Raw genomic sequence first — 24,752 nt, forward strand, 5'->3', positions numbered from 1 at the left:
GGCACCGCCCCGGAACGAGGAGCCCATGCGCACACCCCGCAGCACACCGGAAGCAGCGGCGCAGCGGCTGCCCGCGCCCCCGGCCCGCGGACGCCGGGCGCACGCCGGGCCCCCTGCCGAGGAGCCGGCGCCGCCGGAGGCCTTCCCGTACGGCCGCCCCGGTCCGGGCGCCGCGCAGGGGCCCCGGCCCCGGCTGCGCCTGCGTCCCCGAACCGTCCGGGCGAAGATCGTCTCGCTGCTGATGGTCCCGGTCGTCTCCCTCCTCGCCCTCTGGGGCTTCGCCACCGTCAGCACCGCCCAGGACATCGCCCGCCTCAGCCGGGTCCAGCGCGTCGACGCCGGGATACGCACCCCCGTCGCGGCCGCCGTCACCGAGCTCCAGGCCGAGCGGCGCATCGCCGTCCGCCTGCTCGCCGACCCCGCCGCCGACCAGCGGGCCGCCCTCGACCAGCAGGCCCGCCGCACCGACGGCGCCGTCCGGCGACTGCGGCTCGGCGACCGGCACACCGTCGCCGACTCCGGCGGCCACCGCGCCGACATCGTGGCGCGCCTGCGCGGGTTCGTCGCTGCCGCCGAGGCCCTGGCACCCGGCCGCGAGGACATCACCGGCCGGCGCACCTCGCCCGAGGCCGCCTACCAGGCGTACACCCGGGCCGTCGACGCCGCCCTGGCCGTGGGCGGGGCCCTCACCGGCGGCGAGGACGCCGAACTCGGCCCCGACGCACGGGTCCTCCTCGAATTCGACCGCGCCGCGGAACTGCTGTCCCGGGAGGACGCCCTGCTCGCCCTGCCGGGCCAGCGCAACGCCGAAACGCTTCGGCAGCTCACCAGCGCCGTCGAGACCCGCCGCACCCTCACCGACTCCGCCGCCCGCGACCTCCCCGCCGGCGGGCGGGCCTCCTGGCAGGCCGTCGCCGAGAGCGCCGTCCACGCTGCCCTCACCGGCGCCGAGGACCGGGCGCTGGCCGCCGGAACGGCCCGCGAGGCCCAGGGGGCGCCCGCCGGTTGGGAGGCCGCCCACGCCTCGGTCGCCGCCTCGATGCGGGAGATCGGCGAGGCGGCGCGCACCGCCGCCGCCGACCGGGCGGACCCGTTCGCCGGGGGAGCGCTCGGCGCGGCCGGGGCCGCCGTACTGTTCGGCCTCGCCGCCGTCGCCGCCTCCCTCGTCATCTCGGTCCGCATCGGGCGTGCGCTGGTGGTGGAACTCGTCTCGCTGCGCAACACCGCCCTGGAGATCGCCCGCCGCAAACTTCCCGATGCCATGGACCGGCTGCGCGCCGGCGAGAAGATCGACGTCGCCGTCGAGACCCCGGCCGGAGCCGCCGCCGACGACGAGATCGCCCAGGTCGGCGAGGCCCTGGCCACCGTCCACCGGGCCGCGCTCAGCGCCGCGGTCGAGCGGGCCGAACTCGCCAGCGGGGTCTCCGGGGTGTTCGTCAACCTGGCCCGCCGCAGCCAGGTCCTCGTCCACAAACAGCTGACCCTGCTCGACTCCATGGAACGCCGCGCCGACGACCCCAACGAGCTCGGCGACCTCTTCCGGCTCGATCACCTCACCACCCGGATGCGCCGCCACGCCGAAAGCCTGATCATCCTGTCGGGAGCGGCCCCGGGGCGGGCCTGGCGCATGCCGATCCCCCTCACGAACGTCGTCCGGGCCGCGGTCTCCGAGATCGAGGACTATCCGCGGGTGGAGGTGCGCGGGCTCGCCGAGGCCGCCGTCGTCGGCGGCGCCGTCGCCGACCTCACCCACCTGCTCGCCGAACTCATCGAGAACGCGACCCAGTTCTCCCCTCCCCACACCAAGGTCCGGGTCAGCGGCGAGCCCGTCGGCGCCGGCTACGTCCTGGAGGTGGAGGACCGCGGCCTGGGCATGGGCCGCGGCCCCCTGAACGACGCCAACCGCCGCATCGAGCAGTCCGAGGCGCTCGACCTCTTCGACAGCGACCGGCTCGGCCTCTTCGTGGTCAGCCGCCTCGCGGCCCGCCACGGGATCCGGGTCCACCTGCGCACCTCACCCTACGGAGGGACCACGGCCGTGGTGCTGCTGCCGAACTCCCTGCTCCAGGGCGCCCTCACGCCCGGCGCCCCCGCACCGGAACCCCGGGAGCGGGCCGCCCGCTCCGCAGCGGGGCAGCCGCCCTCCGCCGAGGAGCCGGTACGGGAGGGGACCCGCGCCCCGGCCGTACGGGAGGAGTCGCACGCGGTCCCGATCCCGGACCGGACCCCCGCCGGGCCGGGGCCGGGGCCGCGTCCCGCCGCGCAGCCGCGCCCGGCCCCCGTGGCGCCGCTCCGGCCGCGCATCCCCGGCGGCGCGGCCGGCCGTACGCCGTCCACCGCGCCGGACGGGCCGTCCGGCGTCCGGGACGTCCCGGACGCCCCGGTGACGGAACTGCCGCGCCGCGTGCGCCAGGCCAGCCTGGTACCGCAGCTGCGCGAGGCTCCCGAGCCCAAGGTCCCGGCCGGCGCCCGCGCCGCCGAGGACCCGCCGGGCCGCAGCCCGGAGCAGGCCCGGGACCGGATGGCGGCCTACCGGGACGGATGGGTCCGGGGGTCCCGGGAGAACGCATCCCACGCCGCCAGTGAAGGAGAAGAACGATGATCGAACACAAGAGGACCGACCTCGACGGAGCCCGCAGGCCCGGCGAACTGGACTGGCTCCTGGACGACCTGGTGACGCGGGTCCGCGAGGTACGGCACGCCGTGGTCCTGTCCAACGACGGGCTGGCGGTCGGCGCCTCCAGCGCACTGAGCCGCGAGGACGCCGAGCACCTGGCCGCAGTGGCCTCCGGCTTCCACAGCCTGGCCAAGGGCGCGGGCCGGCACTTCCACGCCGGGGGCGTGCGCCAGACGATGGTGGAGATGGACGAAGGGTTCCTGTTCGTGGCGGCGGCCGGGGACGGCTCGTGCCTGGCCGTCCTCAGCGCCGCCACCGCGGACATCGGCCTCATCGCCTACGAGATGGCCCGGCTGGTCAAGCAGGTCGGCGAGCACCTCTACACCCCGGCCCGGCTGGCGGCACGCCCGCCGGCCGCCGGCTGAGGGCGGTCCCGGACGTGAACGGCCAGTGGTACGACGCCGACGCGGGCCCGCTGGTCCGCCCGTACGCCATGACCGGCGGGCGGACGAAGCCGGGGCCCCACGGGGTGCGCTTCGACCTGATCGCGCTGGTCGTCGTGGACCCGGAGGGAACCGCCGCGGACGCCGAGGCGCTGCTGGGACCCGAACACCGGTCCCTGCTGCGGCTCTGCCGGTCCGACACCCAGTCGGTGGCGGAGCTGGCCGCCGATGCCGACCTGCCGGTGGGCGTGGTGCGGGTCCTGCTCGGGGACCTGCTGGAGGGCGGGCACGTCAAGGTCAGCAGACCGGTGCCGCCGGCCCGGCTGCCGGACGAGCGGATCCTGCGTGAAGTCATCGACGGATTGCGAGCGCTGTGATGGGACGACACGACGACGGGACCGCGGGCCGCGCCCCGGACACCGACCCCTGGGACGCCGCAGCGGACGCCGAACCCGACGCCGAACCCGATGACGACGGGGAACTGGCCGCCCTGGCGCTGAAGATCCTGGTGGCCGGAGGCTTCGGGGTCGGGAAGACCACGCTGGTGGGCGCCGTCAGCGAGATCCGCCCGCTGCGGACGGAGGAGGCGCTGAGCGAGGCGGGCGAACTGGTCGACGACACGGACGGGGTGGACCAGAAGACCACCACCACCGTGGCCATGGACTTCGGGCGGATCACCATCCGGTCCGGGCTGTCGCTGTACCTGTTCGGGACGCCGGGGCAGGACCGCTTCTGGTTCCTGTGGGACGAGCTGTCGCAGGGCGCGCTCGGCGCCGTGGTGCTCGCTGACACGCGGCGGCTGGAGGACTGCTTCCCGGCGGTCGACTACTTCGAGCACCGGCGGATCCCGTTCGTCGTCGCCGTCAACTGCTTCTCGGACGCGCGGCGGTACGGAGCGCACGACGTGGCGCAGGCGCTGGACCTGAACCGGGGCACGCCGGTCCTGCTGTGCGACGCGCGGGACAAGGACTCGGGGAAGGAAGTGCTGATCAGGCTGGTCGAGTACGCGGGGCGGGTGCACACGGCCCGGCTGCTCGACTCGGTGGAGCCGCAGGCCGACCCGGTGTGAGCCGGCCCGCGGCCCGGCCGGAGGGGGCGGGATCCCCCCGGCGCTCCGGCGGGGCCCTCGTCAGTCCGCCACTCCGGAGGTGGCGATCACCTTGTCGATCGGGACCCGCACGAGGAGCTCGCCCGGGACGGCGTTGCGGCGGCCGAAGGCCTCGCCGCGCTCCTCGCCCATGTAGCGGGCGCCGATCCTGGTGGCCCAGGTGAGCATCGCCTCGGGGTCGTCGGCGTGCTCGCTGATCTCGGCGCGGCCCTGGAGCACGACGTACGCGAACGGCGGCCGGTCGTCGTCGACGCAGAGCGCGACGCGGCCGTCGCGGGCCAGGTTCCGCCCCTTGACGGTGTCCTTGCCCGTGTTGAACACGAAGGAGTCGCCGTCGAGCACGAACCAGACGGGGGCGATGTGCGGACTGCCGTCCTCGCGGACGGTGGAGAGTTTGCCGGTACGGGTGGAATGCGAGGCGAAAGCCCGCCATTCCTCTTGCGTCATCTTCTTCGCCATGGGGACATCCTCCTTGTCGGAAAGGCGCTGGTGGGGAAGGCTGGCGGCACGACTACGCGGGGTGGGGCGCGGCCATGGCGGCGGCGCCCACGGGAGGGGCTCGAAATGGCACTGGACAAGCAGCTCGACTGGCTGCTGGACGACCTGACGCGCAGGGTCCAGCAGGTGCGGCACGCGGTGGTGCTGTCCAACGACGGCCTGGTGACGGGCGCGAGCGCGGGGCTGGCACGGGAGGACGCGGAACACCTGGCGGCCGTCGCGGCCGGTCTGCAGAGCCTGGCCAAGGGCTCGGGCCGGCACTTCCGGGCCGGGGAGGTCCGGCAGACGATGGTGGAGTACGACGAGGGGGTCCTGTTCGTCATGGCGGCGGGCGCGGGCAGCTGCCTGTGCGTGCTGAGCGCCTCCGAGGCCGACATCGGTCAGGTCGCGTACGAGATGACGCTGCTGGTCAACCGGGTGGGGGAACACCTGGGGGTCGCGGAGCGGCGGCTGACCGGCGGCTGAGCAGGCGGCCGGCCGGGGGCCGCGCGGTTCATGCCCCCGAGGTTGTCCACAGGCCTGACATCCTGTCGTTGCACTGCGTTACGGTCTTCACAGAGAGTAATCACAGCTCGTGGGGGAGGACCGTAATGATGCGCATGGGGACCGTAGGCCGGGACGACGTGGCCATCGGTGTGGCAGGAGAGGCGGCTGAGGCCGCCATCGCAGCCATGGCCGCGACCACGGCCGTGGCTGTGGCCGTCTCCGGGAGCGTGGCCGTGACCGAGGCCGCGCAGCCGGAGGGGCGTGCGGGTGCGTCGGTGGGCGGAGTGCAGGCCGCGGGGGAACTGGGCCTGAGCCGGAGCGAGTTCGCCCGGGCCGTTCAGCTCGGGATCGTACGGGCGGGCCCGCCCGCCGCCGGGGGAGCCGCGCGCTACGCCCGGGCCGAACTGGCCCGGGCCCGGGCCGCCGAGGGCTCGCCGGCCGTCCTGCGCGGACGGCTGGAGACCGTGGCCGGGGCGGAGGCCGCGGCGACGGTGCTGGGCGTCGGCCCGAGCCGGTTCACGCGGCTCGCGCGGTGCGGGCACGTCGTCCCGGTCGGCTACCGGATCAACCGCTACCGGGCGGTGGTCTGGCTCTACCTGGCCGGGGAGCTGCGGGAGTTCGCCGTCCGGGAACCGGGGATGCTGCGCGGGAGCGCGCCCCCGGCCGACCGGGAGCTGATGACGGCCAAGGCGGACCTGCGGCCGCGGAAGTGGCGCGGCCGGCACGTGGGGCTGCTGCTGAGACGGACTGCCGACCCGTGGGAACGGGCGGCCGTGCTGGCCTCCGTACTGCCGGAGCACGACGTGCGCGACGCCGTTCCCGATCCGGCGGAGCGCATCGTCCTGGCCGCGCTCGCCCCTCCCCCTCCGTACGGCCACCCGCAGGCTCCGGCGGCGGCCGCCGTGGCGGAGCGGCTGTTGCGTGCCGAGCCGCCGGACGAGGTCGACTGGTACCGCACCAGCCTGGACTTCGCCCTGGCGGGGGCGCGCGGTCAGTCGAAGTCGACGGGGGAGAGGGGGCCGACGTAGACCCAGGCGCCGTCCTCCCGGGCGAAGGCGCTGTGCTCGTGCAGGGAACCGGTGTGCCGACCCTCGCGGTAGTGCGCCCGGAACTCCACCGAGCCCTCCGTCTCGAACATTCCGCCGCGCTCGGTGGCGAGGATCTCCAGCCGGTCCCACCGCTGTTCCGGGTCCAGGTCGAGCCGGCCCGGCCGGGTCGAGGGATGCCAGGAGCGCAGCAGGTAGGCGGTGTCGCCGACGGCGAAGGCGCTGAACCGGGAGCGCATCAGCCGCTCGGCGGTGGGGGCCTGCCGGTCACCGGAGTGGAAGCGGCCGCAGCACTCCGGGTAGGCGGCGGGCAGCCCGCAGGGGCAGGGGAGGGCCGGGGTGGGCATGGGCGAGCTCAGTTCTCGGGAGAGGCTTCGGAAGCGGGGGAGGAGGAGGGGGCCGCAGCGGTCGGCTTCGCCGCGTAGGGGCGGAAGAGGCCCTCCTGGACGACGGAGACCAGCAGCCTGCCCTCCACGTCGTAGATGCGGCCACGGGCCAGGCCGCGGCCGCCGTGCGCGATGGGCGACTCCTGGTCGTAGAGGAACCACTCGTCCGCCCGGAACGGCCGGTGGAACCACATGGCGTGGTCGAGGCTCGCCATGTCGAAACCGCGCATCCCCCACAGGGGTTCCACCGGGATGCGCACGGCGTCCAGGAGGGTCATGTCACTGGCGTAGGTGAGGGCGCAGGTGTGCACGAGCGGGTCGTCGCCCAGCGGGCCGACGGCGCGCATCCACACCGCGCTGCGCGGATCGGCGTCCTTGAGCTCCTCCGGAGTCCAGCGGAGCCGGTCCACGTAGCGGATGTCGAAGGGCTGGCGGCGGGCCATCCGCTCCAGCGCCTCGGGCAGGGCCCCCAGGTGCTCGCGGATCTCGTCCGCGACCTTGGGGAGCGTGTCCGGATGGGGGAAGTCGAGGCGGGGCGGCAGCTGGTGTTCGATGCCGCCCTCCTCCGGATGATGGAAGGAGGCGGTGAGGTTGAAGATCGTCTTGCCCTGCTGGACCGCGGTGACCCGGCGCGTGGTGAAGGACCGCCCGTCGCGCACGCGCTCCACCTGGTACACGATCGGCACCCCGGGAATGCCGGGGCGCAGGAAGTACGCGTGCAGCGAGTGGACGGGGCGGTCGCTCTCGGTGGTGCGCCCCGCCGCGACCAGCGCCTGGCCGGCGACCTGGCCGCCGAAGACCCGCTGGAGGGACTCCTGCGGGCTGGCACCGCGGAAGATGTTGACCTCGATCTGCTCCAGGTCGAGCAGGTCGACGAGTCTCTCGGCGGGGTTCGTCATCAGGGGATCTCCACTGTCTGGTCCGGTGTCTGGTCCGGCGGGTCCGGAGGCCCTGCCGGGTCCGGTGGCTGCGGCGGCTCCGGCGGGGTCGTGCGGGTTGGCGGGCGGCGGGGGCTCAGAGTTGGCCGAGCTCGCCCACCGAGGTGACGCGCAGGACCGCGCGGCCCTCCTCGTCGGACGCGGCGAGGTCGACCTCGGCGCTGATGCCCCAGCCATGGTCCCCGTTGGGGTCCGCGAAGGTCTGGCGGACGCGCCACAGGCCGTGCGCCGCGTCCTCCTCGATCTGCAGGAGCTTGGGTCCGCGCGCGTCCGGGCCGGTGCCCAGGTCGTCGTACTCGTCCCAGTACCCGTCCATGGCCTCGCCCCAGGCGTCGGCGTCCCAGCCGGACTCGGCGTCCAGCTCGCCCAGCACGTTGACGTGGTCCAGGGCGGCCAGCTCCACCCGGCGGAACATGGCGTTGCGGACCAGGACGCGGAAGGCGCGCGCGTTCGCGGTGACCGGCTTGACCTGGTCCGCCTTCTCCTGGGCCTGCTCCGCCGTCTCCACCTCGGGGTTCGCCAGCTGCTCCCATTCGTCCAGCAGGCTGGAGTCGACCTGGCGGACCAGCTCGCCGAGCCAGGCGATCAGGTCCTGGAGGTCCTCGGACTTCAGGTCGTCGGGAATGGTGTGGTCCAGGGCCTTGAAGGCACTGGCCAGGTAGCGCAGCACGATGCCCTCGGTACGGGCCAGCTCGTAGTAGGAGGTGAACTCGGTGAACGTCATCGCGCGCTCGTACATGTCGCGGATGATCGACTTCGGGGACACGGGGTGGTCCCGCACCCACGGGTGGCTCTTCGCGTACACGTCGTAGGCGTGGAAGAGGAGCTCTTCGAGCGGCTTGGGATAGGTGATGTCCTGGAGCCGCTCCATCCGCTCCTCGTACTCCACCCCGTCGGCCTTCATCTGCCCGATCGCCGTGCCGCGTTCCTTGTTCTGCTGCGCGGCGAGGATCTGGCGCGGGTCGTCGAGGGTGGACTCGACGACCGACACCATGTCCAGCGCGTACGAGGGGGACTCCGGGTCCAGCAGGTCGAACGAGGCCAGCGCGAAGGTCGACAGCGGCTGGTTCAGCGCGAAGTCCTGCTGGAGGTCGACGGTGAGCCGGATGCTGCGGCCCTCCGCGTCGGGGGTGTCCAGCTTCTCGACGACCCCGCCGTCCAGCAGCGAACGGTAGATCGCGATGGCCCGGCGGATGTGCCGCAGCTGTGCCTTGCGCGGTTCGTGGTTGTCCTCGAGGAGGTGGCGCATCGCCGCGAAGGCGTCGCCGGGCCGGGCGATGACCGACAGCAGCATGATGTTGGTGACCTTGAAGCGCGAGGTCAGCGCCTCCGGGTCGGCGGCGATGAGCTTCTCGAAGGTGGTGTCCGACCAGGCGACGAAGCCCTCGGGAGCCTTCTTGCGCACCACCTTGCGGCGCTTCTTCGGGTCGTCGCCCGCCTTCGCGAGGGCCTTCTCGTTCTCGATGACGTGCTCGGGCGCCTGGGCGACCACGTAGCCCGCCGTGTCGAAGCCGGCCCGGCCGGCCCGGCCGGCGATCTGGTGGAACTCGCGGGCGCGCAGCGTCCGGACCCGGCTGCCGTCGTACTTGGTGAGTGCGGTGAACAGCACGGTGCGGATGGGAACGTTGACGCCGACGCCGAGGGTGTCGGTGCCGCAGATGACCTTCAGCAGACCGGCCTGGGCGAGCTTCTCCACCAGGCGCCGGTACTTGGGCAGCATCCCGGCGTGGTGCACGCCGATGCCGTGCCGCACGTAGCGGGAGAGGTTCTGCCCGAACTTGGTCGTGAAGCGGAAGTTGCCGATGAGCTCGGAGATCTTGTCCTTCTCCTCGCGGGTGCACATGTTGATGCTCATGAGCGACTGCGCCCGCTCGACCGCCTGGGCCTGGGTGAAGTGCACGATGTAGACCGGCGCCTGCCGGGTCTCCAGCAGCTCGGTGATCGTGTCGGTGATCGGCGTGGTGACGTACTCGTACGAGAGCGGGACCGGCCGCGTGGCGGAGCGGACCATGGAGGTGGGACGCCCGGTGCGCCGGGTCAGGTCCTCCTCGAACCGCTTCATGTCGCCGAGGGTGGCCGACATCAGCACGAACTGTGCCTGCGGCAGTTCCAGCAGCGGGATCTGCCACGCCCAGCCGCGGTCCGGCTCGGCATAGAAGTGGAACTCGTCCATGACGACCTGGCCGATGTCGGCGTGCTTGCCGTCGCGCAGGGCGATGGAGGCGAGGACCTCGGCGGTACAGCAGATCACCGGGGCGTCCGCGTTCACGGAGGCGTCGCCGGTCAGCATGCCGACGTTCTCGGTGCCGAAGAGCTTGCACAGGTCGAAGAACTTCTCCGACACGAGCGCCTTGATGGGGGCCGTGTAGAAGGTCACCTTGTCCTGGGCCAGGGCCGTGAAGTGTGCGCCCGCGGCGACCAGGCTCTTGCCGGAGCCGGTCGGGGTGGACAGGATCACGTTCGCGCCGGAGACGACCTCGATCAGCGCCTCCTCCTGTGCCGGGTACAGGGTGATGCCCTGGCCCTCGGCCCACGAGGAGAAGGCCTCGAAGAGGGCGTCGGGGTCGGCAGACGGCGGGAGCTGATCAATGAGGGTCACACCCCCCATCTTGCCTGGCTTCCCCCCGGATGCGGGAACCGGCGGACGGAACGAAGATCGTCAACGGTACGCTGTGCCGTCGATGCGGCCCGATCGACTCCGTCGACCGGGCCCGACCAGCACACCACCGGGGCGGGGAACGATCATGATGGGTCCGGCGCACTCACTGTCCGGCGCGGCAGCCTGGCTGGGGGTGGGAGCGGCGACGGCGGCCTCCGGATACCCGATGCCGTGGCCGGTCCTCGTCGTCGGCGCGCTGATCTGCGCCGGAGCGGCCCTGGCCCCCGACCTGGACCACAAGTCGGCGACGATCTCGCGCGCCTTCGGTCCGCTCTCCCGCGGCCTGTGCGAGGTGGTCGACAAGATCTCCTACGGCGTCTACAAGGCGACCCGCTCCCCGAGGGACGCCCGCCGCACCGGCGGCCACCGGACCCTGACGCACACCTGGCTCTGGGCGGTCCTGATCGGCGCCGGCGCCTCCGCCCTGGCCGTCACCACCGACCGGTGGGGCGTGCTCGCGCTCCTCTTCGTCCACCTCGTGCTGGCCGTGGAAGGACTGCTCTGGCGGGCCGCCCGGATGTCGAGCGACATCCTGGTCTGGCTGCTCGGCGCCACCAGCGCCTGGATCCTGGCCGGCGTGCTCGACCAGCCGGGCAACGGCGCGGGCTGGCTGTTCGACGCCCCCGGCCAGGAGTACCTGTGGCTCGGCCTGCCGATCATGCTCGGAGCCCTGGTCCACGACATCGGCGACGCCCTGACCGTCTCCGGCTGCCCCGTCCTGTGGCCGCTGCCGATCGCCGGCAAGCGCTGGTACCCGATCGGTCCGCCCAAGCCGATGCGCTTCCGGGCGGGCAGCTGGGTGGAGCTCAAGGTGCTCATGCCGGTGTTCGTGCTGGCCGGCGGCTTCGGCGGAGCCTCCGCCCTCGGCTTCATCTGATCCCCCGGCGGGGTCACCCCCCCCGGCATGCACGAAGCCCCCGGCACCCGCTGATGCGGGTGCCGGGGGCCTCGTGCACGGCCGCGCCCCGCGGCCGGCCGCCGGTCCGGTCAGCCGTGCCAGGAGCGCCACAGCGACGCGTACGCTCCGTCGGCCGCCACCAGCTCGTCGTGCGAGCCGAGTTCGCTGATCCGGCCGCCCTCGACCACCGCGATCACGTCCGCGTCGTGCGCCGTGTGCAGCCGGTGGGCGATCGCGATGACCGTGCGGCCGTCCAGCACCCGGGCGAGCGAGCGCTCCAGGTGCCGCGCCGCGCGCGGGTCCAGCAGCGACGTGGCCTCGTCCAGGACCAGCGTGTGCGGATCGGCCAGCACCAGCCGCGCCAGCGCGACCTGCTGCGCCTGCGCCGGGGTCAGTGCCGCGCCGCCGGAACCGACCTCGGTGTCCAGACCGGCCTCCAGGGCCCGCGCCCATCCCCCCGCGTCGACCGCCTCCAGCGCCGACCACAGCTCCGCGTCGCCGGCGCCCGTACGCGCGAGGCGCAGGTTGTCCCGCAGCGAGCCCACGAACACGTGGTGCTCCTGGTTGACCAGCGCCACGTGCTCGCGCACCCGCTCCGCCGGCATCCGCGACAACTGCGCCCCGCCGAGGGTGACCTCGCCGGTCCGGGGCGCGTAGATGCCCGCCAGGAGCCGCCCCAGCGTGGACTTGCCCGCGCCCGAAGGGCCGACCAGCGCCATCCGGGTCCCCGGCGGCACCGCCATCGACACGCGGTGCAGGACGTCCACGCCCTCCCGGTAGCCGAAATGCACCTCCTCCGCGCGGACCGTCCGGCCCTCCGGGGCGACGGCCTCGTCACCCGCGTCCGGCTCGATCTCCCGCACGCCCACCAGGCGCGCCAGGGACACCTGCGCGATCTGCAGCTCGTCGTACCAGCGCAGGATCAGCCCGATCGGATCGACCATCATCTGCGCCAGCAGCGCCCCCGTGGTCATCTGCCCCACCGAGATCCAGCCACGCAGCACGCAGTAGCCGCCGACCAGCAGGACCGAGCCGAGGATCGTCATGTAGGTGACGTTCACGACGGGGAAGAGGACCGTCCGCAGGAACAGCGTGTAGCGCTCCCAGGCCGTCCACTCCTTGATCCGCCGCTCCGACAGCGAGATCCGCTCTCCTCCCAGGCGGTGCGCCTCGACCGTGCGGCCCGCGTCGACCGTCTCGGAGAGCACGGCCGCGACGGCTGCGTACCCCGCCGACTCCGACCGGTACGCGGAGGGCGCCCGCCGGAAGTACCAGCGGCAGCCGATCACCAGGACCGGCAGCGCCACCAGCGCGGCCAGCGCCAGCGGGGGCGCCGTCACCGCGAGCGCCCCGAAGAGCAGCCCCGCCCACACCACGCCGATGGCCAGCTGCGGCACCGCCTCGCGCATGGCGTTGGCCAGCCGGTCGATGTCGGTGGTGATCCGCGACAGCAGGTCACCGGTGCCGGCCCGCTCCAGGACGCCCGGAGGCAGCCCCACCGACCGCACCAGGAAGTCCTCGCGCAGGTCGGCCAGCATCTCCTCGCCGAGCACCGCCCCGCGCAGCCGGACCAGCCGGACGAAGGAGGTCTGCACGGCGAGCGCCACCGCGAACAGCAGCGCCACCTGCCCCAGATGGAGCTCGCGCACCCCCGCCGTCAGGTCGTCCACGACCCGGCCCAGCAGGTACGGGCCGGCCATGGAGGCGATCACCGCGACCGCGTTGACCGTCACCAGCAGCACGAAGGCCCGCCGGTGGCGCCGGAACAGCCCGCGCACATAGCCCCGTACGGTCGCCGACGTGCCCACGGGCAGGGTCGCGGCCGATTCGGGGGCCGCCGGATCGTAGTCCGGCGGAGCCACGCCGATCATGCGGACTCCTCGATCTCTGTGAGTGCTTCTTCGAGCTCGGTCAGTTCGCACCGTGCGAGCCGCTGTTCCTCTTCCGTCTCGCGGGTGACGACCGCCCGGTAGAGCGGTTCGCCGTGCAGCAGCTCGCGGTGCGTACCGGTCGCCGCCACCACGCCCCCGTGGATCAGGACGACCCGGTCGGCGCGGTCCAGCAGCAGCGGCGAGGACGCCAGCACCACGGTGGTGCGACCGGCGCGCAGGGCCGCGATGCCGTCCGCGATCCGTGCCTCCGTGTGCGAGTCGACCGCCGACGTCGGCTCGTCCAGTACCAGCACCTCGGGGTCGGTCACCAGCGACCGCGCCAAGGCGAGGCGCTGGCGCTGCCCGCCGGACAGCGACCGGCCGCGCTCGGTGATCCGCGCGTCCATCGGGTCGTCGACCCCGTCCGGGGCGGCCTGCGCCAACGCGTCCAGCACGTCCGCGCACCGGGCGGCCTCCAGCGCGGCCGCCGGTTCGACCGCTCCCGAGGCCGGTACGTCGAACAGCTCGCGCAGCGTGCCCGACAGCAGCACCGGGTCCTTGTCCTGTACGAGGACCAGCGTGCGCGCGGTGTCCAGCGCGAGCTCGTCCAGCGCGACCCCGCCCAGCAGTACCGAGGCGCCGCCGTCCCCGTCCATCGGGTGCCCGCCCAGCCGTTCGGCGAGCCGTCCCGCGAGGTCCGGGTCCCCGCACACCACGGCGGTGAACCGGCCCGTCGGCGCGAGCAGCCCGGTCTGCGGGTCGTACAGGTCGGCTCCCGGCGCGGGCGCGTCCGGAACCGGGCGCGCCCCCTGCTCCGCGGCTTCCGGCTCACCGGCCTCCGCGCGCGTCAGCGACAGCACCCGGGCGGCCCGTTCGGCGGAGGGGCGGGAGAAGGAGTACGCCATGGCGATCTCCTCGAAGTGCCGCAGCGGGTAGAGCAGCGTGGCCACCGCGCTGAACGCGGCCACGAGTTCACCCACCGCGATGCGCCCGTCGACGACCAGCGTGGCCCCGTACCAGACGACCGTGATCAGCAGCGCGCCCGGCAGGAGCACCTGGATCGCGGAGATCAGCGCCCACATCCGGGCGCTGCGCACGGCGGCCTTGCGGACCTCCTGCGACGCCTCGCGGTAGCGGGCGAGGAACAGCTCCTCGCCGCCGATTCCGCGCAGCACCCGCAGCCCCGCGACCGTGTCCGAGGCCAGCTCGGTCGCCCTGCCCGCCTTCTCCCGCTGGAAGTCGGCGCGCCGGGTGGCCCGCGGCAGCAGCGGCAGCGCGGCCAGGGCGACCACGGGGACGCCGATCGCGACGACCACGCCGAGGGCGGGGGCGTAGAAGAGCAGACCGACGCAGACGAGGACGACGGCGAAGGCCGCGGCGAGGAACCGGGACACGGCTTCGACGAACCAGCCGATCTTCTCCACGTCGCCCGTGGAGACCGCGATCACCTCACCGGCGGCGACCCGCCGGCTCAGCGCGGAACCCAGCTCGGCCGTCTTGCGCGCGAGCAGCTGCTGCACGCGGGCGGCGGCGGTGATCCAGTTGGTGACGGCGGTGCGGTGGAGCATCGCGTCGCCGACGGTGATGGCGGCGCCGAGCAGGAGGAGCAGGCCCCCGACGAGCAGCAGCCGGTGCGCGTCGCGGTCCACGACCGCGTCGACGCCGAGGCCCAGGGCGTACGGGAGTCCGGCGATGCCGGAGAAGTGCAGCAGGCCCCAGCACAGGCTCTTGGCCTGCCCGCCGAGTTGGCCGCGTCCGAGCCACACGAGGAACCGGGGACCGGAGCGGGCGTCGGGTACCCCGGGGTCCGGATACGGAAGATCACTGATCTGCATGACGCCCCAAGACGGTCGAGTGGTTCAAACCGTGCAAGGTTCGCCTTCCGGACCCGTTCCCGGCAATCGATTTTCCACCCGGGGGCGGGCATCGCGCTGCGTCCCTCCCGTTCAGGGGCGGGTGGCGTGCTCCAGTTCGAGCAGGGCCGAGTAGTAGCTCCGCCCGGTGGCCCGGTCCATGCCCACCTCGCACATGCGGTTCGCCGACAGGTGCGCGTCGAACGAACGCGCCGTCACCTCGGCGGCCTCCCGGGCCGTCGCCGAGGCCGCCAGCTCCGGGTGCAGCATGCCGCGGTCGCCCGCGAAGGCGCAGCAGCCGGCGTCGTCCGGTACGACCACCTCGTCGGCGCACGCCGCCGCGACCGCGAACAGCTGTGCCTCGTCGCCCAGGTGCCGCATCGAGCACGTGGGGTGGAGCACGGCCGATCCGGCGGTGCGCCGGACCTCCAGGTGCGGCAGCAGTTCCTCCGCCGCCCAGACGACCGAGTCGACGACGGTGAGTTCCGCGTGCAGCGCCCGGTTGTCGTCCGTCAGGTACGGGACCACCTCGTGGGCGATGCCCAGGGTGCAGGAGGAGGCGTCGACCACCAGCGGCAGCCGCCCGCCGGCCGTCCAGCCCCAGGCCGCCTCGACGATCCGGTTGGCCATCACCCGGTTCCCCGCCTCGTACCCCTTGGAGTGCCAGATCGTCGCGCAGCAGGTGCCGTGCACGTCGCGGGGGATCCACACCGGCTTGCCGGCCCGCTGCGACACGGCCACCACGGCCTCCGGCAGGGAGGGGCCGGGGCGGCCGTCCGGGCCGCCGAAGATCCGGTTGACGCAGGCCGGGTAGTAGACGGCCGCGGCGCCCACCCGCGGGGTGACGGGCAGCCGCCGGGCCGCGGCGCCGGGGAGCTGCGGCAGCCACTGCGGTACGAGGTCCGGGCGTACGGCCCTGCGCGCGGCCCCCGTGACGGCTTCGAGCAGCCCGTCCCCGACCCGGTCGCTGATCTTCGCGGCGGCGGCCACGGCCAGCCGGGCCGCCGTCTCCACGGCCGCGAACCGCCGCGCGGCGAGCGCGGCCGCCCGCTCCTCGCGGGCGCTGTGCCGCCGGTGGCGGAAGTCCTTCATCAGGGCGCCGGTGTCGATGCCGACCGGGCAGGCGAGCTTGCAGGTGGAGTCGCCGGCGCAGGTGTCGACCGCGTCGTAGCCGTAGGCGTCGAGCAGGGCGTCCAGCACGGGGGAGCCCGGTTGCTGGCGGGTCATCTCGCGCCGCAGCACGATCCGCTGGCGCGGCGTGGTCGTCAGGTCCTCGCTGGGGCAGGTCGGTTCGCAGAAGCCGCACTCGATGCACGGGTCGGCCGGCGCCTCCACCCGCGGGATCGTCTTCAGCCCGCGCAGGTGGGCGCGCGGGTCGCGGTCGAGGACGATGCGCGGGGCGAGCACCCCGTCCGGGTCCATGACCCGCTTGGTGCGCCACATCAGCTCGGTGGCCTTCGGGCCCCATTCCCGTTCGAGGAAGGGCGCCATGTTGCGTCCGGTGGAGTGCTCGGCCTTCAGCGAACCGTCGAAGCGCTCCACGGTGAGCCGGCAGAAGGCATCCATGAAGGCCGCGTACCGCTCGACGTCGCAGGGGTCGGCGGCGTCGAAGGCGAGCAGGAAGTGCAGGTTGCCGTGCGCCGCGTGGCCGGCGACGGCCGCGTCGAAGCCGTGCAGGGCCTGGAGTTCGAGGAGGGCCGCGCAGGCCTCGGCCAGCCGCGAGGGCGGCACGGCGAAGTCCTCGGTGATCAGGGTGGTGCCCGGGGCGCGGGCACCGCCGACGGCGGTGACGAAGGCCTTGCGGGCGGTCCAGTAGCCGCTGATGGTCCTCGCGTCCCAGGTGAAGGCGTTGGTCACGGAGGCGGCCGGCGCGACCAGGTCCAGCCGCGCGAGGACCTCGGCCGCGCGGCGCTCGCAGGCGGCGCGTCCCGCCTCGTCCGGCGCCCGGAACTCCACCAGCAGCGCCGTGGTCTCCCGCGGCAGGTCCGCCCAGTCGGCGGGCACGCCCGCGACGCTGACCGAGGCGCGCAGGGTGTTGCCGTCCATCAGCTCGACGGCGAGGGCGCCCGCCTCGTTGAACAGCGGGACGGCGGCGGCCGCGGCCGGAAGGGAGGGGAAGAACAGCAGGCCGGTGCAGAGCTCGCGGTCCAGGGGGAGCGTGTCGAAGACGACTTCCGAGATGAAGCCGAGGGTGCCCTCCGATCCGACCGCGAGACCGCGCAGGACCTCGACGGGGGTGGCGCCGTCCAGGTAGGCGTCCAGGCGGTAGCCGGTGGTGTTCTTGATCTCGTACTTGGCGCGGATCCGGGCGACGAGCTCGGGGTCGTCCTCGATCTCCCGCTTGATCTCCATCAGCCCGCGGCACAGGGCCGGTTCCGCGCGGGCCAGCTCCTCGTCGGCGAGCGGGTCGGCGGTGTCCACCACCGTCCCGGTCGGCAGGACGAAGGTGAGGGAGGAGAGGGTGCGGTACGAGTTCCTCGTGGTCCCCGCCGTCATGCCGGAGGCGTTGTTCGCGACGACCCCGCCGAGGGTGCAGGCGATGGCGCTGGCCGGGTCGGGGCCGAGGATCCGCCCGTGCCGGGCCAGCGCGGCATTGGCCCGTACGACGGTGGTTCCGGGGCGGATGCGGGCGCGCCGGCCCTCGTCCAGCACCTCGACGCCGGCCCAGTGGCGGCGCACGTCCACGAGGATGTCCTCGCCCTGAGCCTGGCCGTTGAGCGAGGTCCCGGCCGCGCGGAAGACGACTTCGCGCTGCCTGCCGTGGGCGTAGGAGAGGACCGCGGAGACGTCGTCGATGTCCTCGGCGATCACGACGACCTGGGGCACGAAGCGGTAGGGGGAGGCGTCCGAGGCGTAGCGGACCAGGTCGGACACCTTCCACAGGACCTTCTCCGCGCCGAGCAGCTCGGTCAGCTCGGTGCGCAGGGGCTCCGGGGTGCCGCCGGCCCGGTGTTCGGGCAGCCGGTCGGGCGTGGGGCCGCCGATGCCGCGCGGGCGCAGGGCTCCCGGCTTCGGTTCCAGCATCGGCATGTCCGACCCCTCGCCTCGTCGCGGCCCACGAGGGGCCTACCGGCAGGCACCCTCCGGCGGAGCGTCCGCCAGGGCGTTCAGCAGCCCGCCGAGCATCTCGCGCTGATCGGCGGTCAACGGAGCCAGGATCTCCTCCGCGGCGTCGGTTCGCGCGTTGCGCAGGCGGCGCAGCGTGGCGCGGCCGGCGTCCGTGAGCTCGATCCTTATGACCCGCCGGTTCGCGGGGTCCGGCGCGCGGCGCACGCAGTCCGCCGCCTCCAGGCCGTCCACGAGCGTGGTGACGGCGCGGGGGACGACCTCCAGACGGGCGGCGAGGTCCGCCATCCGGGGCGGCTGCGCGCCTTCGTAGTGCGAGACCAGGCGCAGCAGGCGGCCCTGGGCGGGCGTGATGCCGAGCGGCTCCATGTGGCGCTTCTGGATGCGGTGGAGCCGACGGGTCAGGCGCAGCAGCTGCTCGGCGAGAACGCCGTCTGTGGTGTCGGTCTCGGAAGGTGTCCTCATACTGGGAAACAGTATCAGGACCGGATTCATTGTGAGTATAGGTAACAATGAGCTATGCTCATTCGAGTCTCGTCAGAAGGAGGCCCATGCGCCCCGAAGAACCGAAGTGGACCCCATCGAACGAATCCCTCGACCCCACCCGCCCCGCCCCGGCGGAGCAGCCCCGCGAGCTGCGCCGCATCGTCTCCCTCTTCCGGCCGTACCGGGGCCGCCTCGCCGTCGTCGGTCTCCTGGTCGGCGCCTCCTCGCTGGTCGGGGTCGCCTCGCCGTTCCTGCTCCGGGAGATCCTCGACGTCGCGATCCCGCAGGGCCGCACCGGGCTGCTCAGCCTCCTCGCGCTCGGCATGATCCTCACCGCCGTGGTCACCAGCGTCTTCGGCGTGCTCCAGACCTACATATCGACCACGGTCGGCCAGCGCGTCATGCACGACCTGCGCACCGCCGTCTACGCCCAGCTCCAGCGGATGCCGCTGGCCTTCTTCACCCGCACCCGCACCGGCGAGGTGCAGTCCCGCATCGCCAATGACATCGGCGGCATGCAGGCCACGGTCACCTCGACCGCGACCTCGCTCGTCTCCAACCTGACGGCCGTCATCGCCTCGGTCGTCGCCATGCTCGCGCTCGACTGGCGGCTCACGCTCGTCTCGCTGCTGCTGCTCCCCGTCTTCGTGTGGATCAGCCGGCGGGTCGGCCGCGAGCGTAAGAAGATCACCATGCAGCGCCAGAAGCAGATGGCCGCGATGGCCGCGACCGTCACCGAGTCGCTGTCCGTGAGCGGCATCCTGCTCGGCCGCACCATGGGCCGCTCCGACTCGCTGACCTCGTCCTTCTCCGACGAGTCCGAGAAGCTCGTCAGCCTGGAGGTGCGCTCCAGCATGGCCGGGCGCTGGCGGATGTCCACCATCGGCATCGTCATGGCCGCCATGCCCGCCCTGATCTACTGGGCGGCCGGTTTCGCGCTGCAGACCGGCGCGCCCTCGCTCTCCGTCGGCACCCTCGTCGCCTTCGTCACCCTCCAGCAGGGCCTGTTCCGGCCCGCCGTGAGCCTGCTGTCGACCGGTGTGCAGATCCAGACCTCGCTCGCCCTGTTCGCCCGCATCTTCGAGTACCTCGACCTTCCGGTGGACATCACGGAACGCGAGGACGCGGTGCGCCTGGGGCGGGCCGCGGGCGAGGTCCGGCTGGAGTCCGTGGACTTCGCGTACGACACGGAGAACGGGCCCGCCCTGAAGGGGATCCACATCACCGTCCCGGCCGGCAGCTCCCTCGCCGTCGTCGGCGCGACGGGCTCCGGGAAGAGCACCCTGAGCTACCTCGTGCCCCGGCTCTACGACGTGACCGGCGGACGGGTGGCCCTGGACGGCGTCGACGTCCGTGACCTGGACTTCGACTCGCTGGCCCGCTCCATAGGCGTGGTCTCCCAGGAGACCTACCTCTTCCACGCCTCGGTCGCCGACAACCTGCGCTTCGCCAAGCCGGACGCCACCGACGAGGAGATCGCCGACGCGGCCCGGGCGGCCCAGATCCACGACCACATCGCATCCCTGCCGGACGGGTACGACACCCTCGTCGGCGAGCGCGGCTACCGGTTCTCCGGGGGTGAGAAGCAGCGGCTCGCCATCGCCCGCACGATCCTGCGGGACCCCCCGGTGCTCATCCTCGACGAGGCCACCAGCGCCCTGGACACCCGCACGGAACACGCCGTCCAGCAGGCCATCGACAACCTCTCCGCGGGCCGCACCACCATCACCATCGCGCACCGCCTGTCCACCGTCCGCGACGCCGACCAGATCGTGGTCCTCGACGCGGGGCGAATAGCCGAGCGCGGCACGCACGAAGAGCTGCTGGAGGCGGAGGGACGCTACGCCGCCCTGGTCCGCCGGGACCGGGACGCCGCGCTGGCGCCGGTGGCGGCGCCGGACGCGGCCCGCGGGGCGGGAGCTGCGCAGGGTGCCGAGCTCGCTCCGATAAACGTGTGATCGTATGACCGGTGCACGGGTGGGGTGCCGGAAATGTGACACTTCGCGGGTTAGCGTTCCCGCATGCGTCATGAGTACCTGCCGCCACCACAGCGCCGTTCCCGGCTGACCCGTCGGGGCCGGCTGGCGCTCTTCCTCGGTACGCTCCTCGCGATCGGGGCGGTGGCCCTGATACCGCTGCTACGGGGTGCGGACGCCCCGGAAAAGCCCCGGATGCTGGTGATCCCCGAGGGCTGGCGGGCCTCCCAGGTGTACGCCGCGGTCGACCGCGAGCTCGCACTCCCCGCCGGCTCGGCGAAGGCCGCGGCGGCGACCGCGGGACTGGCGCTGCCCGCGGAGGCGAAGGGCAATCCGGAGGGCTACCTCTTCCCGGCGACGTACCCGGTGACCTCGAAGTCCACGCCGGCCGGCCTCCTCGCGTACATGGTGCAGACGGCGAACCGGAAGCTCGCCACCCGGGCCGTCGCGGACGGCGGAAGGGTGCACGGGATGACCCCGTACCAGACGGCGACGCTGGCCAGCGTCATCCAGGCCGAGGCCGACAGCCGTGCCGACATGGGCAAGGTCGCCCGGGTGGTGCACAACCGGCTGGCGAAGTCGATGCCGCTCCAGATGGACTCCACGATCAACTACGCGCTGAACCGCAGCACGGTCGACACCACGCTGGCGGAGACGCGCATCGACAGCCCCTTCAACTCCTACGAACGCCAGGGCCTGCCGCCCACGCCGATCGACAGCCCCGGGCTGGAGGCCATGGCGGCCGCCGTCGCCCCGACGCCCGGCGACTGGCTGTTCTTCGTGACGGTCAAGCCGGGGGACACGCGCTTCTCGGCGACGTACGAGGAGCACAAGAAGCACGTGGCGGAGTTCAACCGTCTTCGCGCCGCCGCGGGCGCCGGAACCAAGGCGGGGCCTCCCGCGCACTGACGCCCCGACCGGGGCCCGCGCCGCGAAACGAGAGGCGCGGGCCACCGGCGCGCGGTCCGAGCGGATCAGCCCGCCGGGGCGTCGGCCGCCACGAGCGACGACGGTTCCCCGAGCGCCGCTGCGCCGGGGGCCGCCGACCGCTCCCGGTCCAGCAGGCGGCGGATCTCCCGGGCGGCGGCGCCGCCCGCGCGGTTCGCGCCGATCGTGGACGCCGAGGGGCCGTAGCCCACCAGGTGGATCCGCTCGTCCCGAGCGGCCCGGGTGCCCTCGACGCGGATGCCGCCGCCCGGCTCGCGCAGGTGCAGCGGGGCCAGGTGGTCGACCGCCGCGCGGAAGCCGGTGGCCCACAGGATCACGTCGGCCTCCACGCGGCTGCCGTCCGCCCAGAGGGCCCCCGTGGGGGTGATGCGGTCGAACACGGGCCTGCGGTCGAGGACCCCCGAGGCCAGGCCGGCCCGCACCGCCGCGTTCAGCGGGAGCCCGGTCACGCTGACCACGCTCTGCGGCGGCAGTCCCTTCCGTACCCGCTCGTCGACCAGCGCGACCGCCGCGCGGCCCTCCGCCTCGCCGAAGTCCCCGTCGTGGAACACCGGCGGCCGGCGCGTCACCCAGACGGTCTCCGACGCCACCTCGGATATCTCCAGCAGGTGCTGCACCGCGGAGGTGCCGCCGCCCACCACGATGACGCGGGCCCCCGCGAACTCCTGCGGCCCCGGATAGTCCGCGGTGTGCAGCTGGCGCCCGCGGAAGGTTTCCTGGCCCGCGTACCGGGGCCAGAACGGGCGGTCCCAGGTGCCCGTGGCATTGATCAGGGCCCGCGCCGACCAGGTGCCCGCCGAGGTCTCCACCCGCAGCCTGCCGTCGGCCGCGCCGCGCACCGCCGAGACGTCCACGGGGCGCCGTACGCGCAGGCCGAAGCGGTCCTCGTACGCGGCGAAGTACTCCCCGATCACCTCCGAGGAGGGCCGCAGCGGGTCGGCCCCGGTCAGCTCCATGCCGGGCAGCGAGTGCATCCCGTGGACCCTGCCGTAGGTGAGCGAGGGCCAGCGGAACTGCCACGCCCCGCCCGGGCGGGGCGCGTGGTCCAGGACCACGTGGTCCAGCCCCGCCCGGGTGAGGTGGTACGCGCTGGACAGGCCCGCCTGCCCGGCACCGACCACCACCACGTCCACGTCCACGTCCGTGTCCGCGTTCACGCCCGCGCCCCGCATCAGATCGTTCACGGTTCTACCAACCTGCGGGGGTGCGCGGATCTTCCCGGCTACGGGGCGAGCAGCCCGCGGGAGGCGAGCTCCGGGGTCACCCCCTCGCCGAACCAGTACGCCTCCTCCAGGTGCGGATAGCCCGACAGGACGAAGTTCTCGACCCCGAGCGCGTGGTACTCCTCGATCCGGTCCGCCACGTCTCCGTGGCTGCCGACCAGCGCCGTTCCGGCGCCGCCGCGGACCAGCCCGACACCCGCCCAGAGGTTCGGCGCGATCTCCAGCTTGTCCCGCGAACCGCCGTGCAGCGCGAGCATCCGCTGCTGTCCCACCGACTCGCTCGCCCCCAGCAGGGTCTGCGCCCGCGTGATGTCCGCGTCGTCCAGATCGGCCAGCAGCCGGTCCGCCGCGCCCCACGCCTCCTTCGCCGAGTCGCGCGAGATGGTGTGCAGCCGGATCCCGAACCGGACCGTCCGCCCGCGCTCCTCGGCCAGTGAGCGGATCCAGTCGATCTTCTCCTTCACCTGCTGCGGCGGCTCGCCCCAGGTCAGGTAGACGTCCGCGTGCTCGGCCGCGACCGGCCCCGCGGCCGCCGAGGACCCGCCGAAGAAGATCTCCGGCAGCGGGTCCGGCGGCAGCGCGGTCAGCCCGCCGTCGATCCGGTAGTGCTCCCCGTGGAAGTCGTACGGCTCGCCGCGCCAGGCGCCCCGTACGACCGACAGGAACTCCGCGGTCCGCTCGTAGCGGCGGTCGTGGTCGAGGTGGTCCCCGAAGCGGCGCTGCTCCGCGGAGTCGCCGCCCGTCACCACGTTCAGCAGCAGCCGCCCGCGGGTGATGCGCTGATAGGTGGCGGCCATCTGGGCCGCGAGCGTCGGCGAGATCACCCCGGGCCGGAACGCGACCAGGAACTTCAGCCGTTCGGTGTGCTGGGAGAGGGCGACCGTGGTCAGCCAGGCGTCCTCGCACCACGTCCCGGTCGGGGTCAGCACCGCCTCGAAGCCGAGGCGCTCGGCGGCCTTGGCGATCTGCGCGAGGTACTCGATGTCCGGTTCGCGCACCCCGGGCGCGGCCGTGTTGTGGGCGTAGGCGTGCCGGTCGACCAGGGTGCGGCCGTCGCCGCCGGTGGGCAGGAACCAGTGCAGGCGGACGGTCATCAGGAGTCCTTCCCGTACGTGCGGGCGGGGGTGGTGGACGGCGGCAGCGTGCCGTTGAAGCGGGGGTCGACGAAGTCCTTGAAGACGACCTTGCCCGGGATCAGCTTCAGCTCCGTGAAGGTGTCGGCGATCTTCTGCTCGGAGGCCACGGCCGCGTCGTCCACGGCGACCGGCACCCGGGTGCCGTTGCTGCGCTTGACCGCGTCGAAGGCGACCTCGTACGGCAGCCCGGTCTCCTTCGCCCAGACCTTCGCCCACTCCTCCGGGTGCTTGAACACCCAGTCCTGGGCGCGCTGGAGCCGCGTCAGGTAGTCGCCGATGGCCTTGCTCTTGCCCGCGTCCTCCAGGGCGGAGGGCGCGGCGACCTGGAAGCCGAGGCCGTTGACGACGCCTTCGCCGGAGGTGAGGATGCGGGCCCCGGTGCGCAGCACCTGGGAGGTGTACGGGTCCCAGACCGCCCAGGCGTCGACCGAGCCGCTGTTGAAGGCGGCCAGGGCGTCGGCCGGCTGGAGGAAGTTGACGGTCACGTCGGAGAGCTTCAGGCCCGCCTGTTCCAGGGACGCGATCAGCTGGAAGTGCGCCGAACTGCCCTGCGCCACCGCGATCTTCTTCCCGCGGAGTTCGGTGGGGGACTGGAGGGCGGAGCCCTTCGGGACGAGGATCGCCTCGCCGGTGGAGGAGCCGTGGGTGGCGGCCACCACGGTGATCTTCGACTTGGCGCCGGCGGCGAACACCGGCGGGGTGTTGCCCACGCCGCCGATGTCGACGGCCTTGGCGTTGACGGCCTCCAGCAGCGGGGGGCCGGAGGTGAAGGTCGACCACTTGATGGAGTAGTCGAGGCCGTCCAGTTCGCCGGCGGCGCGCAGGAGCGACTCGTTGCCGCCCTTCTGGTCCCCGATGTTGAGGGTGACCTTGGCGCCGCTCTTGCCGCCGTCCGCGGCGGGCGCCGAGCCGCTGTCCGCGGCGCTGTCGCCACCGCAGGCCGTCAGGGCCAGGGACAGCGGGATCAGGGTGGCCAGCAGGGGCAGGGAAAGGGAGTGGCGTCTCATGTCGCTTCTCTTCGATCTCTCGTACGGGGCGGGGCGGGGCGGGGCGGGGAGGCCGGGCAGGGTGACGGGGGTGGGGGAGCGGGTGGGCCGGGCGGGTGGTCGGGCGG

General features: G+C 73.5%; 20 protein-coding genes. 9 read left to right on the top strand and 11 right to left on the bottom strand.

The window, feature by feature from the left end:
- Positions 1 to 25: 25 nt before the first annotated feature.
- From ACZ6S8_RS24760 to ACZ6S8_RS24775, 4 genes are read left to right on the top strand one after another with little or no spacing between them, the layout of a single operon-like run.
- Positions 26 to 2,602, top strand: a complete 2,577-nt coding sequence (locus ACZ6S8_RS24760) for a sensor histidine kinase (protein WP_469459154.1) — start codon at positions 26 to 28, stop codon at positions 2,600 to 2,602.
- The gene (locus tag ACZ6S8_RS24765; RefSeq protein WP_469459156.1) at positions 2,599 to 3,042 is read left to right on the top strand and encodes a roadblock/LC7 domain-containing protein; all 444 of its coding nucleotides are present in this window, start codon (positions 2,599 to 2,601) and stop codon (positions 3,040 to 3,042) included. Before ACZ6S8_RS24760 ends, ACZ6S8_RS24765 begins: the two co-directional genes overlap by 4 nt.
- Positions 3,039 to 3,437, top strand: coding sequence for a DUF742 domain-containing protein (locus ACZ6S8_RS24770; protein WP_469459386.1), 399 nt, complete (start codon positions 3,039 to 3,041; stop codon positions 3,435 to 3,437). The genes ACZ6S8_RS24765 and ACZ6S8_RS24770 overlap by 4 nt, the downstream gene beginning before the upstream one ends.
- Positions 3,437 to 4,129, top strand: a complete 693-nt coding sequence (locus ACZ6S8_RS24775) for a GTP-binding protein (protein ID WP_469459158.1) — start codon at positions 3,437 to 3,439, stop codon at positions 4,127 to 4,129. The genes ACZ6S8_RS24770 and ACZ6S8_RS24775 overlap by 1 nt, the downstream gene beginning before the upstream one ends.
- Before the next feature lie 60 nt (positions 4,130 to 4,189).
- Here the strand turns inward: ACZ6S8_RS24775 and ACZ6S8_RS24780 are convergent, their stop codons facing one another.
- Entirely contained in the window at positions 4,190 to 4,627 is a 438-nt protein-coding gene (locus ACZ6S8_RS24780) for a PPOX class F420-dependent oxidoreductase (RefSeq protein WP_469459160.1), read from the bottom strand.
- Positions 4,628 to 4,732: 105 nt separating this feature from the next.
- On the opposite strand from ACZ6S8_RS24780, the gene ACZ6S8_RS24785 reads away from it, so the two are divergent.
- Complete coding sequence (locus tag ACZ6S8_RS24785) at positions 4,733 to 5,131, top strand: roadblock/LC7 domain-containing protein (RefSeq protein ID WP_383916705.1); 399 nt, start codon at positions 4,733 to 4,735, stop codon at positions 5,129 to 5,131.
- A gap of 134 nt (positions 5,132 to 5,265) precedes the next feature.
- On the top strand, positions 5,266 to 6,180 hold the full coding sequence (locus ACZ6S8_RS24790) for a DUF6397 family protein (RefSeq protein WP_469459163.1): 915 nt from the start codon (positions 5,266 to 5,268) through the stop codon (positions 6,178 to 6,180).
- Here ACZ6S8_RS24790 and ACZ6S8_RS24795 read toward each other — a convergent pair.
- From ACZ6S8_RS24795 to ACZ6S8_RS24805, 3 genes are all read right to left on the bottom strand, one after another.
- Positions 6,144 to 6,545 carry a YchJ family protein gene (locus ACZ6S8_RS24795; protein WP_469459165.1) on the bottom strand — a complete coding sequence of 134 codons (402 nt, stop codon included), beginning with the start codon at positions 6,543 to 6,545 and terminating at the stop codon, positions 6,144 to 6,146. The genes ACZ6S8_RS24790 and ACZ6S8_RS24795 overlap by 37 nt on opposite strands.
- 8 nt (positions 6,546 to 6,553) lie before the next feature.
- On the bottom strand, positions 6,554 to 7,483 hold the full coding sequence (locus ACZ6S8_RS24800; RefSeq protein ID WP_469459167.1) for an acyl-CoA thioesterase: 930 nt from the start codon (positions 7,481 to 7,483) through the stop codon (positions 6,554 to 6,556).
- Positions 7,484 to 7,598: 115 nt separating this feature from the next.
- Positions 7,599 to 10,121, bottom strand: a complete 2,523-nt coding sequence (locus ACZ6S8_RS24805; protein WP_469459169.1) for a DEAD/DEAH box helicase — start codon at positions 10,119 to 10,121, stop codon at positions 7,599 to 7,601.
- A gap of 145 nt (positions 10,122 to 10,266) precedes the next feature.
- Here ACZ6S8_RS24805 and ACZ6S8_RS24810 point away from each other — a divergent pair, with 145 nt between their 5' ends.
- Positions 10,267 to 11,058 carry a metal-dependent hydrolase gene (locus ACZ6S8_RS24810; RefSeq protein ID WP_469459171.1) on the top strand — a complete coding sequence of 264 codons (792 nt, stop codon included), beginning with the start codon at positions 10,267 to 10,269 and terminating at the stop codon, positions 11,056 to 11,058.
- 110 nt (positions 11,059 to 11,168) lie between these two features.
- On the opposite strand, the gene ACZ6S8_RS24815 is transcribed toward ACZ6S8_RS24810, so the two are convergent.
- The 4 genes from ACZ6S8_RS24815 to ACZ6S8_RS24830 form a co-directional block, all read right to left on the bottom strand.
- Positions 11,169 to 12,950, bottom strand: a complete 1,782-nt coding sequence (locus tag ACZ6S8_RS24815) for an ABC transporter ATP-binding protein (RefSeq protein WP_469459173.1) — start codon at positions 12,948 to 12,950, stop codon at positions 11,169 to 11,171.
- Positions 12,947 to 14,785, bottom strand: a complete 1,839-nt coding sequence (locus tag ACZ6S8_RS24820; RefSeq protein WP_469459174.1) for an ABC transporter transmembrane domain-containing protein — start codon at positions 14,783 to 14,785, stop codon at positions 12,947 to 12,949. The genes ACZ6S8_RS24815 and ACZ6S8_RS24820 overlap by 4 nt, the downstream gene beginning before the upstream one ends.
- Before the next feature lie 111 nt (positions 14,786 to 14,896).
- Positions 14,897 to 17,833: an FAD-binding and (Fe-S)-binding domain-containing protein gene (locus ACZ6S8_RS24825; protein WP_469459176.1), complete on the bottom strand. Its 2,937-nt coding sequence runs from the start codon at positions 17,831 to 17,833 to the stop codon at positions 14,897 to 14,899.
- 36 nt (positions 17,834 to 17,869) lie between these two features.
- On the bottom strand, positions 17,870 to 18,334 hold the full coding sequence (locus ACZ6S8_RS24830; RefSeq protein WP_469459177.1) for a MarR family winged helix-turn-helix transcriptional regulator: 465 nt from the start codon (positions 18,332 to 18,334) through the stop codon (positions 17,870 to 17,872).
- A gap of 86 nt (positions 18,335 to 18,420) precedes the next feature.
- Here ACZ6S8_RS24830 and ACZ6S8_RS24835 point away from each other — a divergent pair, with 86 nt between their 5' ends.
- Both ACZ6S8_RS24835 and mltG read left to right on the top strand, forming a co-directional pair.
- Positions 18,421 to 20,313, top strand: coding sequence for an ABC transporter ATP-binding protein (locus tag ACZ6S8_RS24835; RefSeq protein WP_469459179.1), 1,893 nt, complete (start codon positions 18,421 to 18,423; stop codon positions 20,311 to 20,313).
- A gap of 63 nt (positions 20,314 to 20,376) precedes the next feature.
- Positions 20,377 to 21,240, top strand: coding sequence for an endolytic transglycosylase MltG (gene mltG / locus ACZ6S8_RS24840; RefSeq protein ID WP_469459181.1), 864 nt, complete (start codon positions 20,377 to 20,379; stop codon positions 21,238 to 21,240).
- Between the two features lie 65 nt (positions 21,241 to 21,305).
- Here the strand turns inward: mltG and ACZ6S8_RS24845 are convergent, their stop codons facing one another.
- The 3 genes from ACZ6S8_RS24845 to ACZ6S8_RS24855 are packed head-to-tail and all read right to left on the bottom strand — an operon-like array spanning position 21,306 to position 24,645.
- Positions 21,306 to 22,451 carry an FAD-dependent oxidoreductase gene (locus ACZ6S8_RS24845; protein WP_469459388.1) on the bottom strand — a complete coding sequence of 382 codons (1,146 nt, stop codon included), beginning with the start codon at positions 22,449 to 22,451 and terminating at the stop codon, positions 21,306 to 21,308.
- A 50-nt stretch (positions 22,452 to 22,501) separates the two neighbouring features.
- Positions 22,502 to 23,596: an LLM class flavin-dependent oxidoreductase gene (locus ACZ6S8_RS24850; protein WP_469459183.1), complete on the bottom strand. Its 1,095-nt coding sequence runs from the start codon at positions 23,594 to 23,596 to the stop codon at positions 22,502 to 22,504.
- A complete protein-coding gene (locus tag ACZ6S8_RS24855; RefSeq protein WP_469459185.1) occupies positions 23,596 to 24,645 on the bottom strand; it encodes an ABC transporter substrate-binding protein in 1,050 nt (349 codons plus the stop codon). Before ACZ6S8_RS24855 ends, ACZ6S8_RS24850 begins: the two co-directional genes overlap by 1 nt.
- Positions 24,646 to 24,752 lie beyond the last annotated feature (107 nt).

The organism is Streptomyces sp. NPDC048461 (genome assembly GCF_055587105.1).